17 protein-coding genes are annotated in these 15,507 nt (G+C 47.5%); 9 read left to right on the plus strand and 8 right to left on the minus strand.

All coding sequences use genetic code 11. The features are described 5' to 3' along the window. Positions 1-42: 42 nt before the first annotated feature. From ACSVDI_RS13265 to pstC, 7 genes are read right to left on the minus strand one after another with little or no spacing between them, the layout of a single operon-like run. The gene (locus tag ACSVDI_RS13265) at positions 43-207 is read right to left on the minus strand and encodes a hypothetical protein (RefSeq protein ID WP_457943565.1); all 165 of its coding nucleotides are present in this window, start codon (positions 205-207) and stop codon (positions 43-45) included. Between the two features lie 31 nt (positions 208-238). After that, the gene (locus ACSVDI_RS13270; RefSeq protein WP_457943566.1) at positions 239-1,897 is read right to left on the minus strand and encodes an ATP-binding protein; all 1,659 of its coding nucleotides are present in this window, start codon (positions 1,895-1,897) and stop codon (positions 239-241) included. Between the two features lie 2 nt (positions 1,898-1,899). Further along, complete coding sequence (locus ACSVDI_RS13275) at positions 1,900-2,571, minus strand: winged helix-turn-helix domain-containing protein (protein WP_457943568.1); 672 nt, start codon at positions 2,569-2,571, stop codon at positions 1,900-1,902. Positions 2,572-2,575: 4 nt separating this feature from the next. Next, a complete protein-coding gene (phoU, locus tag ACSVDI_RS13280; protein ID WP_457943570.1) occupies positions 2,576-3,217 on the minus strand; it encodes a phosphate signaling complex protein PhoU in 642 nt (213 codons plus the stop codon). Next, a complete protein-coding gene (gene pstB, locus ACSVDI_RS13285) occupies positions 3,217-3,966 on the minus strand; it encodes a phosphate ABC transporter ATP-binding protein PstB (protein ID WP_457943571.1) in 750 nt (249 codons plus the stop codon). The genes phoU and pstB overlap by 1 nt, the downstream gene beginning before the upstream one ends. Then, a complete protein-coding gene (pstA, locus tag ACSVDI_RS13290) occupies positions 3,966-4,772 on the minus strand; it encodes a phosphate ABC transporter permease PstA (RefSeq protein ID WP_457945650.1) in 807 nt (268 codons plus the stop codon). The genes pstB and pstA overlap by 1 nt, the downstream gene beginning before the upstream one ends. A gap of 29 nt (positions 4,773-4,801) precedes the next feature. Then, complete coding sequence (gene pstC, locus ACSVDI_RS13295) at positions 4,802-5,659, minus strand: phosphate ABC transporter permease subunit PstC (RefSeq protein WP_457943573.1); 858 nt, start codon at positions 5,657-5,659, stop codon at positions 4,802-4,804. A gap of 123 nt (positions 5,660-5,782) precedes the next feature. Between pstC and ACSVDI_RS13300 the strand changes: the two genes are divergently transcribed. Further along, positions 5,783-6,823, plus strand: a complete 1,041-nt coding sequence (locus tag ACSVDI_RS13300) for an IS6 family transposase (protein WP_059031389.1) — start codon at positions 5,783-5,785, stop codon at positions 6,821-6,823. A gap of 74 nt (positions 6,824-6,897) precedes the next feature. On the opposite strand, the gene ACSVDI_RS13305 is transcribed toward ACSVDI_RS13300, so the two are convergent. Then, a complete protein-coding gene (locus ACSVDI_RS13305; RefSeq protein ID WP_457943575.1) occupies positions 6,898-7,773 on the minus strand; it encodes a substrate-binding domain-containing protein in 876 nt (291 codons plus the stop codon). 358 nt (positions 7,774-8,131) lie between these two features. Here ACSVDI_RS13305 and ACSVDI_RS13310 point away from each other — a divergent pair, with 358 nt between their 5' ends. The 8 genes from ACSVDI_RS13310 (at position 8,132) to ACSVDI_RS13345 (ending at position 15,507) form a co-directional block, all read left to right on the plus strand. Further along, a complete protein-coding gene (locus ACSVDI_RS13310; protein WP_457943577.1) occupies positions 8,132-9,319 on the plus strand; it encodes an IS256 family transposase in 1,188 nt (395 codons plus the stop codon). A 57-nt stretch (positions 9,320-9,376) separates the two neighbouring features. Next, on the plus strand, positions 9,377-10,054 hold the full coding sequence (locus ACSVDI_RS13315; protein WP_457943579.1) for a hypothetical protein: 678 nt from the start codon (positions 9,377-9,379) through the stop codon (positions 10,052-10,054). 77 nt (positions 10,055-10,131) lie between these two features. Then, complete coding sequence (locus tag ACSVDI_RS13320) at positions 10,132-10,545, plus strand: phage holin family protein (protein WP_457943580.1); 414 nt, start codon at positions 10,132-10,134, stop codon at positions 10,543-10,545. 2 nt (positions 10,546-10,547) lie between these two features. After that, positions 10,548-11,537: a GH25 family lysozyme gene (locus ACSVDI_RS13325; RefSeq protein WP_457943582.1), complete on the plus strand. Its 990-nt coding sequence runs from the start codon at positions 10,548-10,550 to the stop codon at positions 11,535-11,537. Between the two features lie 138 nt (positions 11,538-11,675). Beyond that, positions 11,676-11,888 carry an SHOCT domain-containing protein gene (locus ACSVDI_RS13330; RefSeq protein WP_457943584.1) on the plus strand — a complete coding sequence of 71 codons (213 nt, stop codon included), beginning with the start codon at positions 11,676-11,678 and terminating at the stop codon, positions 11,886-11,888. A gap of 60 nt (positions 11,889-11,948) precedes the next feature. Further along, a complete protein-coding gene (locus ACSVDI_RS13335) occupies positions 11,949-13,520 on the plus strand; it encodes a recombinase family protein (RefSeq protein ID WP_457943586.1) in 1,572 nt (523 codons plus the stop codon). Beyond that, entirely contained in the window at positions 13,521-13,952 is a 432-nt protein-coding gene (locus ACSVDI_RS13340; protein WP_457943587.1) for a recombinase, read from the plus strand. Further along, positions 13,939-15,507: a recombinase family protein gene (locus ACSVDI_RS13345; RefSeq protein WP_457943589.1), complete on the plus strand. Its 1,569-nt coding sequence runs from the start codon at positions 13,939-13,941 to the stop codon at positions 15,505-15,507. The genes ACSVDI_RS13340 and ACSVDI_RS13345 overlap by 14 nt, the downstream gene beginning before the upstream one ends.

Below are 15,507 nucleotides of genomic sequence, written 5' to 3' on the forward strand. Positions count from 1 at the left end.
TGGATGGGTTCTTCGACAATCTGAGCCGATAAGTTTATAAACTTATCGGCTATTTGCTTCTTTAATCAGGTCAATCGGTGAAAGAGCATGTACAACCGTAATTCCCGCAAGTATTTCGGTAATCCGCGGTGTATCTTTGCTTTCTAAGCTTAGATACAGTGTAGGAATATCTGATTTCAGTTGTTTGGCTCTTTCCTTTAAATTCATTTTTAAACCTCAATCCATTACAATGTGCACCTTACTTTTTAAATGAAACAGTTATTGTCGTTCCTCGGCTTTCTTTACTTTCAAGAGCAATTTCAGCATTATGGAGCATAGCGGCATGCTTTACTATTGCAAGGCCCAACCCCGTACCACCGGTATCTTTTGAATGACTTTTATCAACTCGGTAAAACCGTTCAAATATGCGATCACGGTGTTCGGGTGCAATACCTATCCCTGTGTCAGCAACCGACAGGATGATTTTCTCGCTTTCATTCTGCAGCTTTACAGTGACGCTGCCGTTATGTTTATTATAGTTAATGGCATTATCGCAAAGATTATAAACCATCTCATACAGGATTGGTTTTATACCGTAAACCAATGACGTATCGCCACGGTAGTCTATCTTTATGTTTTTGGATTGTGCTTTATCAGATAAGGTATTTATAACAGATACACACAGCTCGGATAGGTCTACTTCTGCAAATTCTTGATTGATATCTCCCTCGTCCATTCTGGACAATTTGATAATATCCTCAATCAAAGCGAGCAAGCGGGCGGCCTCGGTATGAATATCATGGGCAAAGCGCGGAATATCCTCTTTCTTAGCTATCCCGTTTTCTATGATTTCGGCACAACCCATGATGGAGGTGAGCGGTGTTTTAAGCTCGTGGGACACATTGGCTGAAAACTCACGGCGCATTTTCTCCGCTTGTTCCTTATCAGTAATATCAACGACAAATAAAATTGCGGCATAGGAATTAGAGTTGCTTTCAACGGGATTTGCAGAAAGCTGATAGATTTTCCCATGTTTATTTAGCTTAACACTTAAGGGTTTTCCGGAAATAGCGGAATCAATGGCTTTTATATAATCAACATCCCTACAAAGTTCGAGATATGACTTTCCTACGGCATCACCTAAGATCCGTTTTGCACTGTTGTTTTCAAAAAGGATATTGCCTTTTTCTCCGTATATCACAAGACCTTCATCCATAGCACCTGTGATGTCTTCAAATTCCTTTTGTCTTGCGGTCAGCTCTTTAATCTGACTGGATATCTTTTGGTTTTGCTTTGCGAGTCTTGTTAAAAGAGGTGACAGCTCCTCATAGGTGCTGTTTGAAAGGGGCTCTTCTAAATTGAGATTGTTTATTGGCTTTATGATCAGAACAGTAAGAAATCTGGCACTGATCACAGCCAAAACAAGAATAACTACTGCGATTAACACAATCCAAATCATAGCGCCGCTTATAATGCCAAAAGCGCTTTTGCTGGTTGCGGCAACCCTTAGAATATCGCCATTATTCAGCTTAACAGCATAGTAATATGTTTTTTCACCTAAAGTATCAGATAAGCGAGTTGCATCACCACTGCCGTTTGAAATTGCAGATTTGATTTCAGGCCTGTCTAAATGGTTTTCCAGGGTGTCGGCCTGTACGAAGCTGTCGTATATGACAGTGCCATCGGGTGCGATCAGGGAGATACGGTTTTTGCTCTCTTTCCCGATTGCAGCGATATACGCCATATCAGCATCTGCATCAGACTCTATGGCTTTGCTGATAAAAATAGATTGGTTTACAACTTCTTTTCTCAGCTCTTCCGCCGAGTTGTTGTAAATTACACTGATAACCAATGTTGCTGTTAACAGGAGGGTAATAAAACAGGCAAGACATATGCTTCGAAAAACTCTTTTCCGCATGTTTATCCCCCTCCTATTCTGTAACCAACTCCGCGTATGGTTTCAATGAAGTCTCCTGCCTCACCGAGTTTTTGCCTTAAGGTGCGTATGTGTACATCGACCGTTCTGGTTTCACCATCAAAATCATATCCCCATATTTTCTCAAGCAGCACGTCTCTGGTTAAAACAATCCCCACATTTTTCATTAAGAGCTTAAGTAATTCGAACTCTTTGTATGTCAAATCAACAGGCGCACCATTCACAAGCACGCTGTGTTTACTCGTATTGAGCACAATAGAGTTGTAGATGTATTCTTCGGAATCCTCGATATTTTCGGTGCGACGAAGCACTGCTTTGATTCGGGAGACAAGCTCCATCATACCAAAGGGCTTTGAGATATAGTCGTCTGCCCCCGAATCGAGCCCGATTACTTTATCATATTCGGAGCCTTTGGCTGTTACCATGATGATGGGTATCTTTCTTGTAGAAATGTCTGAACGCAAACGTTTCATAATTTTCATGCCATCCTCTCCGGGCAGCATGATATCAAGCAAAATCAGATTTGGCTTTGTGTTTTGTAAAGCGTTAAAAAACTTCTCGCCGTTTTCAAATCCAAGTGCCTCAAAGCCGGTATTCTGCAAGGTATAAACAACCAGTTCACGAATACTCCTGTCGTCTTCAACATAATAAATCATAACCTTACTCCCTGTGCTTGCCGTTTATGGAAAACACCACCCACTCGGCAATATTGGTTGCATGATCTCCTATCCGCTCAAGATATTTTGCAATCATAATAATATCTACAAACTGCTCGCCGTTTTGTGGATTGCTCGTTATAAGGGATACAACATCCGTCTTTATTTTGCAAAACAGCTCATCCACAACATCATCATATTGAACGACTTGTTCAGCAAGCTTTAAATCATGTTTCACAAACGCGTCTATGCTGTCGGTTACCATTTTTATTGTAGCTTCTGCCATATCGGAAATATGCACTTTGTGTATGCTGGATGAGAGGTCGATGTAGGAAACGATTTCAGCAATATCCGCTGCCTGGTCTCCGATTCGCTCCATATCGGTAATCATTTTCAAAGCGGCTGAGATAAGGCGCAAATCTTTCGCCACCGGCTGCTGCTGCAAAATCAGATTCAAACAAAGGTTTTCTATCTCTTTTTCCTTCTGGTCGATTTCAATCTCAACGGTTTTTACAGATTTCGCTAATACAATATCGTTATTCATCAAAGCCTTGACTGCAATCGCAATGGCGTTTTCACAAAGTGCGCCCATTGAAATCAACTGATTATTTAATTGATCAAGCAGGGTATCCAGTCTGTTTCTCATTATCCAAACCTCCCCGTAATATAATCCTCTGTGCGTTTATCACCCGGATATGAAAAGAGTTTCTCCGTCTCATCCATTTCTACGACTTCGCCGAGAAGAAAAAAGGCTGTTTTATCAGAAATACGGGTGGCTTGCTGCATATTATGTGTCACGATAACTATAGTATATTTCTTTTTGAGCTCCAGTGCAAGGTCTTCTATCTTGCTCGTCGAAATCGGATCAAGTGCGCTTGTGGGTTCATCCATCAATAAAACCTCAGGTTCCACGGCCAATGCCCTGGCGATACAAAGTCTTTGCTGCTGCCCGCCCGAAAGACTGAGCGCACTTTTCTTTAATCTGTCTTTCAGTTCATCCCAAATGGCGGCGTCTGTCAGGGAGCGCTCAACAATATCATCAAGCTTGGCTTTTGACTTTATCCCGTGTGTTCTGGGTCCATACGCTATATTATCATAAACACTCATCGGAAAAGGATTTGGCTTTTGAAATACCATACCCACGCGTTTACGGAGTGAATTCACATCCATGTTTTCGTATATATTCGTGTTGTCGAGAAGAACAGTTCCTTCAATCCTGCACCCTTCCACAAGGTCATTCATTCTGTTTAGCGTTTTCAGCAGTGTAGACTTGCCGCAGCCTGACGGCCCGATAAATGCAGTAATTTCATTTGACGGTATGTTTAAATTAATACTTTTCAGTGCGTGGAAGTTGCCATAAAACAAGTTCAGATCCTGTATCTCAAATTTATTCATTAAGCTTTTCCTCTCCCTAATCGTTTCGCAACAAAAGCCGAAAGCGTATTTAGCCCAATTACCATGATAAGCAACACAACCGCCGTAGCATAGGACTGCTCGGTATTTAACCCTTCTGTCCACAGCGCATATAAATGCACCGACAGCGTTCTGCCTGAGCCCATCAGATTATCCGGTATTTGAGCGACCGATCCGGCTGTATATATCAGTGCAGCCGTTTCGCCGACAATTCTTCCTACCGACAATATCACGCCTGCAAGAATGCCGGGAATAGCTGACGGCAAAATAATTTTAAATATTGTACGCAGTTTTCCGGCCCCCAAACCTAAGCTGCCCTCCCGGTATGAATCGGGAACGCTGATGAGTGCTTCCTCCGTCGTTCGCATAATTACCGGCAATATCATAATTGACAGAGTCAATGCGCCCGCAAGCAGTGAATAGCCAAAGCCGAGCGTCGTAACAAAGAGCAGAAATCCAAATAATCCATACACAATGGACGGTATGCCGGATAATGTTTCAGCCGTTATTCTCACTACCGAGACCAGCTTATTTCCGCGCTTTGCATATTCCACAAGATAGATAGCCGAAAATATCCCGAGCGGAACTGCAATCAGCAGGGATAAAAGCGTCATAGTTACTGTATTGATAAGTGCCGGAAACAGGGATACATTTTCAGAAGTATACTTGAGGCTGAACAAATCAAGAGACAGGTGCGGAACGCCTTTTATCAATATGTAAACGACAAGACAGAGCAGTACTCCTACAGTTAATAACCCCGAAGCGTATACGGCAATTCTTAGCGCAATTGACTGAATTTTTGATTTACTAAAAGTTCTCAAGATTTCGACCTCCTTTTGATGAAGGAGAAGGTAAGGTTGATAATCAAAATGAATACAAATAATACAGCTGCGGTTGCAATCAGAGCCCCTCTGTGCAGATCGGCGGCATATCCCATTTCAAGTACGATGTTTGCAGTCAGCGTTCTAAGTCCTTTTAATACCCCTGACGGAATGACAGCTTGATTGCCGGCAACCATCACCACCGCCATCGTTTCTCCAATGGCGCGGCCAACCCCTAAAATAACTCCCGCCATGATTCCGGATTTTGCCGCAGGTACCACTGTAAAAAACACGCTTCTTTCATGTGTGGCACCTAAAGCAAGAGAACCTTCATAATAGCTTTCAGGAACTGCCCGTATTGCTGCTTCGGAAACGTTCACTATTGTAGGCAGTATCATGATCCCGAGAATGACAGAAGCGGCCAACATACTTGATCCGCTGCCTCCAAGAAAGTCACGGATAAAAGGAACAATCACCATCAACCCGAAAAAACCGTATACAACAGATGGAATCCCTGCGAGTAAATCAACTGCCGGCTTAATAATCCTATATAATTTTTTGGGGCAGAAACGGGCCATAAATACCGCTGTAAGTATTCCTATAGGCACTCCGATTATAATAGCACCGGCTGTAACGTACAGGCTGCCGAGTATCATGGGAAATATGCCGTAAATATCGTTTGACGGTTCCCACTGGGAGCCTGATAAAAACCGAAATACACCCACTTCAGCCATTGCCGGAATTCCGTTAATAAATATGAATATACAGATAAGAGCAACAGCAAGTATGGAAATGCAGGCTGAAATTAAGAATACAATTTGCATCATTTGCTCTTTTAACTTTGCCTTTTTCATTTGTAGACCTCCGTTATGCCGGGTCCGTATTGTAAAGTTAAATGAAAGTTGAGGACTCGTCAGCCCTTCTGGTACAATGGTTTTGACACAAAACAATGTACTCCCGAAAGGAGACGAGTCCTCATGACAAAATCATACCAGATTTGCTGTCCGAAATGCAACAACCATCAAAACTTTTATCGTTATGGCAAAGATAAATATGGAAACCAGAAATATCTTTGCCGTGTATGCGGGCATCAATTTGCGCCGGATGCCCATGCGGCTGACAAACCCGGAAGGCCGCGCGTGCGTCCTTATCCGACTTGCCCTGTCTGCGGAAAAGCCATGTTCCTTCACCATGACCACAAATACTACTCAAACTACCAATGCTGCGACAAGAAGTGCGGCCATTCCATTTTTGTGCCGAAACCGGCTGCCGTTACGGCACCTTCCATGTCGAAGCTGTCGGGGAAAACAGATTTCAAGCGGATGCGTTATCCAGTGCATGTTATCCTGACGGCACTGTCGATGTTTTATCTGGGAAAAAACTCTTTCCGTAATATTGCTTTGATTCTGCGTACTGTCATGAATATTCAGGTTTCCCACACTACTATCAGTAACTGGTGTACGAAATTCGCGCCTTTGTTTCAAAACATCGCGCTTGAACTGATGCCAACGCTCAATTTCAACTCCGACGAATGGCACGCGGACGAAACTGTAGTAAAAATCCGAGGCATGAAGTATTACCTCTGGTTAATTGTGGACAGCGAAACCCGCTTTGTTCTCAGCTTCCACCTTTCCAGGCACAGGGACAGCCCTCAGGCGTTTTCCTTACTAAATTCCGTTAAACATCTCGGTAAACCCGGAGCCATCGTCACCGACCGCTACAGTGCTTACAAAGTTCCTGTAAAAGCAGTGCTTGGCGTGAAACATATCCGGGTCCAGAGCTTCAGCGATGATATTACCAACAACCTGATCGAATGCTTTAACAAGCAATTCAAGGCGTGGTACAAAACCAAACAGGGATTTGCCTCGTTCGATTCCGCCAACAATCTTATCGCGGTTTTTCTCTTCTTTTACAATTTTGTCCGCCCTCATTCCGCTCTTGACGGTCTGACCCCGGCACAAGTTGCGGGCCTAAACCTTTCTGCCAGAAGCAAACGCAAGCTTTTCCTCGTCGCTTGAAGCAATTGGCTGATTTCCCTTCTTAATCTTTCATGTTTACTTTACAAAGCCGCCGGGTCGGTTCACTGCTTGCTTTACTGGGCAACATCAGACCACCTTACGGCTTCACCGGTATATATCTTCTTTACTTGCTCGGCTGAGAGACTATCTACAGTATTCTTTTTATTCACGATTACCGCAATCCCATCAATTGCAATTGTGGTGGAGGTAATACCGTTTGCGATTTCGCTTTCTTTCAGTTCACGGCTTGACATTCCGATATCACAAATATTGTTAATAACACTGTTTACGCCGGTGGTGGAGTCACTTTGATTGATTTCAATGTTAGCGTTTGTGTTGATAGCCAGATACGCTTCCTTCAGCTTTTCCATCACGGGGGTAACCGATGACGAGCCTGCAATTGTTATTTTACCCGACGGTTTCTTTCCGCTAAAAGCTGCTGCATCCGATGCGGCGATATATCCGTTTTGTTCCACAATTTTTTGTCCATCTTCGGATAATATAAAGTCAACAAAATCCTTTGCTACTTCGGATAAGTTCTCTTTTGTGACAATGTTGAAGGGGCGAGAAATTTTATAACTGCCATTTTTGATGTTTTCGACAGTTGCCTTGGCGCCATCGATTTTTAGCGCCTTAACACTATCATTTAACGAACCGAGCGAAATATATCCGATTGCATGAGCGTTTTGCGAGACACTTGTAATCATAACTCCGGTGCTTTGTGTGATGTCTGCGGTCGAAACGGTATGATCCACTTTTTCACCATTTGCATTCTTTTGTTCAATGCCGAACAATTCAACAAACGCTCCTCGTGTTCCCGAACCGTCTTCACGAGATATGACGGTTATTTTACTGCTCATATCAAATCCGCTTTTTGTGGCACAACCCGCAAAGGAAGTGAAAACTGTCATGCAGGTTAGAATGGCTGCTAATAATTTCATATACCTCATCTAAATAATCTCCTTTTTCATTTATTTGATTACATATTAAAAGATTATTGTAAAGTGGATACTTATTTTATTGTAAAATCGAGGTTAAATTTATACAAATGCATGTGCGCTTTTGGGGGTATATGGTGAAACTATTTTTAATTGTAACTTCTAATATTAGAAAAAGGGGATGTTATCAGTTTGAAACATCCCCAAACAGTTATTTGGCTATTGATACTTTTTTCATTAGTCTATATATTAACTGACAAACCAGACGATAGAGTACAATAAAGTTCGCAATTTCGAGAAGGTATAGAAAAGCCATTGGGACTCCTTTAAAATGAATGGTGTCAAGACATTCAAAAAGGAGTTGGTCCCAATGACTCAAGGAAAGAATAACACAGATCTTACGGAATTGCTACTGAAATGTATGGCGGAGCCCGACCCGATGCTCAGTATGCTGGAATGGCTCTGCGCTCAACTGATGGAGGCGGAGGTTTCCGGCCTTGTGGGGGCGGAAAAGAATGCGCACAATCCGTCTCGAAGTGACTACCGCTGCGGATATCGTCCCCGGCGGCTGGATACTCGCGTAGGGACGATGTATCTCATGGTGCCAAAGCTGCGCAGTCAGGGATACATCCCTTTCTTTGTCACGGAACGCAAACGCAGCGAGGCGGCGCTGATACAGGTTATTCAGGAGGCGTTCGTGCAGGGCGTGTCTACACGGAAGATGGAAAAGCTGGCTCACAGTCTGGGGATAGAGAACCTCTCTCGCAGTCAGGTCAGTGAGATGACAAAAGGACTCAATGAACAGGTACAGGAATTTCGCAACCGTTCTCTGACGGATACTCGTTATCCTGTCATTTGGACGGATGCCCTGTACGAAAAAGTCCGTATGGATGGCCGTGTCGTCAGCATGGCGGTGATGGTTGTCTGCGGCGTCAACGAGCAAGGGCACAGGGACATTCTCGCCGTGGAGCCGATGCTGGACGAATCCAAAGAGAGCTATTCCCAGTTGTTTCAAAGTCTTTTGGATCGCGGCTTGAAAACACCGCTGCTGGTGGTTTCCGATGCGAACAAAGGGCTGATTGCCGCCATCCGAGAAAGTTTTCCCGGCGCATCCTGGCAGCGCTGCAAAGTGCATTTCATGCGAAATATTCTGGCTCATATACCGCAGAAAGAAAAAGAATCCTTTGCAGCCCAACTAAAAGAAATCTGGCTGGCACCTTCTCTCCAATTAGCCCAACAGCGCGCAAAGCAGTTGTCGGAGCAATATGGGAAGCGGTTTCCCAAGGCAATCGAGCTTCTGGAAGATGGGCTGGAGGACTCACTGGCTTTCTATGCATTCCCCGAGCTTGATGCCCGTAAAATCTCATCGACCAATATGCTGGAACGGCTGAACAAGGAAATCCGGCGCAGAACCAACGTCGTTGGGATATTTCCAAACAACGATTCCTACTTGCGGCTGGTAACAACATATCTCATGGAATACGCTGAAGATTGGTCTGTTTCCAGAGCATATTTGAATCCTAAATCGATTCAGACACTTCTGCTAAGCGCAGCTTAATTTATTTCGTGGAGCCCCTAAATTGCGAACTTCTCTTGACACAGCCCCGCCGAGCAGGTGTCCAACGCAATTCTCTGCGTGACGGCTGCCTGCGACGAGCCGGCGATTGCTGCGCCGAAGAACGGCGCTTCCACCTACAACCCGAATCCCCGCGTGCTGATGACCACCGGCGCGCAGCCGGACGAGCAGGTGGCGCAGGTGAAAATCGGCGTGGGAGACTGGCAGGACGGCGTAAACAATCCGTCTCTGTTCTCTCCCAGCGGCACGGTCGGGGGCAGTGCGGCGGTAATGTTCAAGGCAGAAACGCAGACGGCGGGAGCAAAGACACTCACGGTACAGTGCGTCAATTCTGATTTTGAAGCGCCCAGCGCGGAGATTCCCCGCTCGTTTACGGTGCTGGCGTCTCCGTTTGAGGAGATTGCGGCCAATGAAACCAAGGTCAAAGCATGCCATATCTCGGCGCTTCGCATCGCCGTCAACACTGTGCGAAACTACTATGGCCTTGCGCCTGTTTCGTGGAGCGAGGAAATCACGGCGGGAAAAACGGAAGTGAAGAACTGGCCGCTTCACATTCTGGAAATCCGCGCCGCCGTGGAGCCGGTCATTACACTCATCAATCAGTACAGCACCGATTCCGGTTTTGCCGTGCCGGAACCGGACTGGGAGGAACTCGGCACGGGCAGACCCCGTGCGGCGGTGATGAACCAGCTTGCCGAACTGATTCTGTCGCTGTAAAGAGCAAAAATTCAAGCGTTTCCGCTTTGCGCGGGAGCGCTTTTTTCATACAAAAAAATGAAACAGGAGGTATCGATATGAAGGAAATCTGGGTCTGGATTCAAGCCGCGCTGGCGGCTGTGGGCGGTTTTCTCGGCTGGTTCCTCGGCGGGTGGGACGGCTTTCTCTACGCGCTGCTGGCGTTTGTCGTTCTCGACTATCTGACAGGCGTGCTGTGCGCGGTTGCCGATAAAAAGCTCTCCAGCGAAATCGGCTTTAAGGGCATCTCCCGCAAGGTGCTGATCTTTGCGCTGGTGGGCGTTGGAAACATCATCGACAGCCAGGTGCTGGGAGACGGCGGCGCGGTGCGCACGGCAGTCATCTTTTTCTATCTTTCCAACGAAGGTGTGTCCATTCTGGAAAACGCGGGGCGTCTGGGGCTTCCCATCCCCGAAAAACTGAAGGCGGTTCTGGAACAGCTCCATGACCGCAATGATGAGGAGGAACAATAACTATGGCAGGAATCAAAGGAATTGACGTATCCCACTGGCAGGGAACGATTGACTGGGACAAGGTCAAAGCGGCAGGCATCAAGTTTGCCATCATCAAAGCCGGAGGCTCTGACGCAGGCTTCTACACCGACAGCAAATGGGAAGCGAACTATACGGGAGCCAAGGCAGCCGGTATTCCTATCGGCGCATACTACTTCGTCGGCAAGGACTGCGTTGCTGCCGCTGCAGGAAAAGCTGATGCAGAACGGTTCATTAAAATCCTGAAAGGCAAACAGCTGGAGTATCCTGTCTACATGGATAACGAAGCGCAGCCTGCTTCTGCCAAAGCCGGTATTACGGAAGCCGCCATCGCTTTCTGTGAGACAATGGAGGCCGCCGGATACTTTGTCGGTATCTACGGCTCTGTTGTCTCCGGTTTTCAGGAGCGCATGGACGACAGCAAGCTCAAGGCCTATTCCCACTGGGTGGCGCAGTATGCCAGTAAATGCACCTACTCCGGCGAATACGGTATCTGGCAGTATTCTTCCACTGGCAAGGTTGATGGCATCAAGGGTAATGTGGATATGGACTATGGATATATCGATTATCCGTCTATCATCAAGAACGGCGGCTTTAACGGCTATGAAAAGACTACTGCAGATAAGAATAAATCTGGTGAAGACAAACGCACTTCAAAGAAAAGCGTTGATGAACTTGCCGCTGAGGTCATCCGCGGTAAGTGGGGCAACGGCACTGATCGTAAAAACCGCCTGACCGCCGCCGGATATGACTACGCCGCCGTGCAGGCACGAGTCAATGAGATTCTCTCTGGCAAAAGCACTTCAACCACGGTAACCTATGAAACCTACACCGTGATCAATGGCGACACGCTCTGGGGCATCGCAGCCAAAAAGCTTGGAAGCGGCACGAGGTACAAGGAAATTAAGACGCTGAACGGGCTGAACTCGGACACGATTTATGCCGGGCAGAAGCTGAAGATTCCAAAAAAGTGAATATGTCTACAATATGGCCCCTCGCTGTCCGCTTTCGGACGGTGAGGGGCTGTTTTTTTGTCTAAGTTCTCGGCCAAACTCAGTCCTTTTGTCCAGATGGGTTATTGAGGAAATTCCTCGGATGGGAGGTAAGCGTATATGGCTGCTATTACTGGCGTAATACCAGAAATCAATGATGAAAAGGAACCTGTTCCGCAGGAACAATTGCAGCGCGAAGCGGATTATACAAGGGCGCAGAAAATACTCGAATTCATGCTGAATCAAGGGCTGATTTCCTTGTCGGAATTCAACAAGATCACCGCCCTAAACCGCGAATCTTTCTCTCCAGCGCTGGCGGAGATTATGCGTTGAAACCGTTGATATAACTCGGATTCAGAGGTAATATGTCACACTGACCAAGGAGGTGAAAACGTGAAGAAGGTCACGAAAATTGATTCCCGTGCTGTCAACCCGATTGGGGAAAATGAAGCGCCGAAGCTGCGTGTCGCGGCCTACTGCCGTGTTTCCACCGACAGCGACGAGCAGAATGAAAGTCTGGAAACGCAGATTCGGCACTATGAATCCTACATCAAGGCGAATCCTGCGTGGACGTTTGCCGGCGTGTATTTTGACAAAGGCATTACCGGCACCAAGAAGGAAAAGCGTCCGGAGCTTCTCCGGATGATTGCTGACTGCGAGGACGGGCGGATTGACTACATCGTCACCAAGTCCATCAGCCGGTTTGCGAGAAACACCGCCGACTGTCTGGAACTGGTGCGGAAGCTGCAGAAACGCGGCATTTTTATCTATTTCGAGAAGGAAAATCTGGACACCGGCACTATGGAAAGCGAATTCATGCTGTCCATCCTGAGCGGCCTTGCCGCGGAGGAGTCGGCTTCCATTTCTCAGAATAATAAATGGTCGATTCAGCGCCGGTTCCAAAACGGCACCTATAAAATCACCTGCCCGCCCTACGGCTACGATTCCGTTGACGGAATGCTGGTCATAAACGAGCGGGAGGCGAAAGTCGTTCGCTTTATCTTTTCGGAAATTCTGTCCGGAAAAGGAACGCCCCAAATAGCCAAAGAATTAAACCGCCGCGGACAAAAGGGAAAGACGGGCGGGCAGTGGACATCAACGACCATTCGCGGAATGGTGATGAACGAAAAATATACCGGCGACGCCGTTTTTCAAAAAACCTATACCGACTCGAATTTCAACCACCGCCGCAACGATGGGGAAAAAGAGAAATATCTGATTTCTAACCATCACGAACCAATTGTCAGCCGCGAGGACTTTGAAGCCGCGCAGGCCGTTATCGCTCAGCACCGCAGGGAAAAAGGCATAAAACCGAAGCAGCCGAAGTATGTGAACCGATACCCGTTTTCGGGGAAAATTGTGTGCGGACACTGCGGCGGCACGTTCAAGCGCCGTACCCACGCATACGGACGGCACAAAATCGCGTGGTGCTGCGGTACGCATATTACGGATATCGCCAAATGCCCAGTGAAATACATCCCCGAGTCCACCCTCGAATGCGCCTTCGTTACAATGATGAACAAGCTCATCTTTGCCAATCAGACCGTTCTCAAGCCCCTGCTGTTCAGTCTGCGTGGGGTAAACGCCGATGACGGCATGGAGCGCATCGGACAGCTCGAAACAAGTCTGGAGGAAAACCGGCGACAGCAGGAGATGCTGGTCAGTTTGCTGAGCAAGGGGTATCTGGAACCCGCCGTCTACAAGAAAAGCAATAACGAGCTGCTTCGGGAAGCCGAGCGGATTCAGCATCAAAAGGATTCCTTTTCCCGTCTTTTGAACTGTGACAGTCAATATCTGACGGAGGTCAGCGAGCTTCTGCAGTACTGCACGAAAGCAAAAATGATGAGGGCGTTTGACGGAGAACTGTTCTCCCGCTTTGTGGAGCGGATTCACGTGTATGAACGCGAGAAAATCGGCTTTGAAATGAAATGCGGCATAACGCTGAAAGAAAGGCTGGTGATTTGAATGAGCCACATCCCCTACGGATACCGGATTGAAAACGGGAAAGCCGTCATTGATGAGAAAGCCGCCGAACAGGTGAGGACGCTCTTTGAGTCCTACCTGTCCGGTGATTCGATGAGTACCGCCGCAGGCAAGGCGGGAATTAAAAGTTTCCACGCCGGAATCGGCAGGATGCTTACAAATGCCCGCTACCTGGGCGACGGGTTTTATCCTGCCATTATCGACATGGAGATCTTTGCGGCTGCAGAAGCGGAGCGCGCGAATCGGGCGGAAAAGCTGGGCCGTATTCAGAAGCCGGAAGAACCGGAAAAGGCGGTCTTTCCCACATCTTTTTGCATACGCGAAAGAACGGAGCAGTTAGACGACCCGTTCGAGCAGGCGGAATACGCCTACAGTCTGATAGAAATGGAGGTAAAAACAGATGGAAGTCAGTAAAAATATCACGGTCATTCCGGCGCGAAAACACAGGCGCACCGAACCCGGCGAGGAGAAGCCGAAGCTGCGTGTCGCCGCCTACTGCCGGGTTTCCACCGATACGGAGGAGCAGGCCACAAGCTATGAAACGCAGATTGACCATTACACCGCCTACATCAACGGTCACCCAGACTGGACGCTGGCGGGCGTTTTCGCGGATGACGGAATCAGTGGGACCAACACCAAAAAGCGCGACGAGTTCAACCGCATGGTTGACGAGTGCATGGCGGGTAAAATCGACATGATTGTCACCAAGTCCATCAGCCGATTTGCACGCAACACGCTGGACTGCCTGAAATACATCCGTCAGCTGAAAGAGAAAAATATTCCCGTTTATTTTGAAAAAGAGAACATCAACACGATGGATTCCAAGGGCGAAGTGCTCTTAACAATCATGGCGTCCCTCGCCCAGCAGGAAAGCCAGAGCCTTTCTCAGAACGTGAAGCTGGGTCTGCAGTATCGCTACCAGCAGGGACAAATTCAAGTCAACTGCACCCGCTTCCTCGGTTATACCAAGGACGAGAACAAGCATCTGGTGGTCGTTCCGGAGGAAGCAGAAATCGTCAAGCGCATCTACCGGGAATACCTTGAGGGTGCCAGTATGCTAAAAATCGCCCGCGGGCTGGAAGCTGACGGCATTTTAAACGGCGCGGGCAATGTACACTGGCACACCAGCAACATCAGCCAGATTTTACGAAACGAAAAATACATCGGCGACGCCCTTCTGCAGAAAACCTATACCACGGATTTTCTCACGAAAACGCGCGTCAAAAACCAAGGCATCGTCCCGCAATATTACGTAGAAAACAGCCACGAAGCCATTATCCCGCGTGAGATTTTCATGCAGGTGCAGGAGGAGCTTGTGCGCCGGCGGCTGGTGCATAAAAGCCCGAACGGGAAAAACCGGGTGTTCAGCAGCTGCCACTGCCTGTCGAACATCGTCTACTGCGGCGGCTGCGGGGAGTTTTACCGCCGGATTCACTGGTACAACCGGGGCAAAAAATCGATTGTCTGGCGGTGCATCAGCCGGCTGGAGAACACCGGCCTGTACTGCGACGCCCGCACCGTGCCGGAGAGCCAGCTGGAGCAGGTGCTGGTCAAAGCCATCAATCGGACGCTCTGCGACAAGGACGATTTTCTCGAAATCCTGCAGAAAAACATTGAAACCGTCCTTAGCCAAGGGAACGACCAGGCGCTCGCCGACATCGAAAAGCGCTTGAAGGAACTTCAGGCGGAGCTTTTGAAGCTGGCCGCGTCCAACGCGGATTACGAGAAAGTGGGCAATGAAATCTACCGTCTGCGTGACGAAAAGCAGAAAGCCCTGATGGAAAGCGCCAACCGCGACGAGGTCAAGAAACGTATCGCCGACATGGGCGTTTTCCTGCGGGAACAGCCTACAAAAATCACGGAATACGATGAATCGCTGGTGCGTCGTCTGATTGAAAAAGTCACAGTCTACGAAGGTAAATTCACTGTGGAATTTAAGTCCGGCGTGACGGTGGATGTGGATGAATAA

Source organism: Caproiciproducens sp. LBM24188 (genome assembly GCF_054130445.1).

What these genes read in the sequence shown, in the direction of transcription:
- ACSVDI_RS13265 (WP_457943565.1), bottom strand. Translation starts at nt 207, where the DNA reads ATGAATTTAAAGGAAAGAGCCAAACAACTGAAATCAGATATTCCTACA.
- ACSVDI_RS13270 (WP_457943566.1), bottom strand. Translation starts at nt 1,897, where the DNA reads ATGCGGAAAAGAGTTTTTCGAAGCATATGTCTTGCCTGTTTTATTACC.
- ACSVDI_RS13275 (WP_457943568.1), bottom strand. Translation starts at nt 2,571, where the DNA reads ATGATTTATTATGTTGAAGACGACAGGAGTATTCGTGAACTGGTTGTT.
- phoU (WP_457943570.1), bottom strand. Translation starts at nt 3,217, where the DNA reads ATGAGAAACAGACTGGATACCCTGCTTGATCAATTAAATAATCAGTTG.
- pstB (WP_457943571.1), bottom strand. Translation starts at nt 3,966, where the DNA reads ATGAATAAATTTGAGATACAGGATCTGAACTTGTTTTATGGCAACTTC.
- pstC (WP_457943573.1), bottom strand. Translation starts at nt 5,659, where the DNA reads ATGAAAAAGGCAAAGTTAAAAGAGCAAATGATGCAAATTGTATTCTTA.
- ACSVDI_RS13300 (WP_059031389.1), top strand. Translation starts at nt 5,783, where the DNA reads ATGACAAAATCATACCAGATTTGCTGTCCGAAATGCAACAACCATCAA.
- ACSVDI_RS13305 (WP_457943575.1), bottom strand. Translation starts at nt 7,773, where the DNA reads ATGAGGTATATGAAATTATTAGCAGCCATTCTAACCTGCATGACAGTT.
- ACSVDI_RS13310 (WP_457943577.1), top strand. Translation starts at nt 8,132, where the DNA reads ATGACTCAAGGAAAGAATAACACAGATCTTACGGAATTGCTACTGAAA.
- ACSVDI_RS13320 (WP_457943580.1), top strand. Translation starts at nt 10,132, where the DNA reads ATGAAGGAAATCTGGGTCTGGATTCAAGCCGCGCTGGCGGCTGTGGGC.
- ACSVDI_RS13325 (WP_457943582.1), top strand. Translation starts at nt 10,548, where the DNA reads ATGGCAGGAATCAAAGGAATTGACGTATCCCACTGGCAGGGAACGATT.
- ACSVDI_RS13330 (WP_457943584.1), top strand. Translation starts at nt 11,676, where the DNA reads ATGGCTGCTATTACTGGCGTAATACCAGAAATCAATGATGAAAAGGAA.
- ACSVDI_RS13340 (WP_457943587.1), top strand. Translation starts at nt 13,521, where the DNA reads ATGAGCCACATCCCCTACGGATACCGGATTGAAAACGGGAAAGCCGTC.
- ACSVDI_RS13345 (WP_457943589.1), top strand. Translation starts at nt 13,939, where the DNA reads ATGGAAGTCAGTAAAAATATCACGGTCATTCCGGCGCGAAAACACAGG.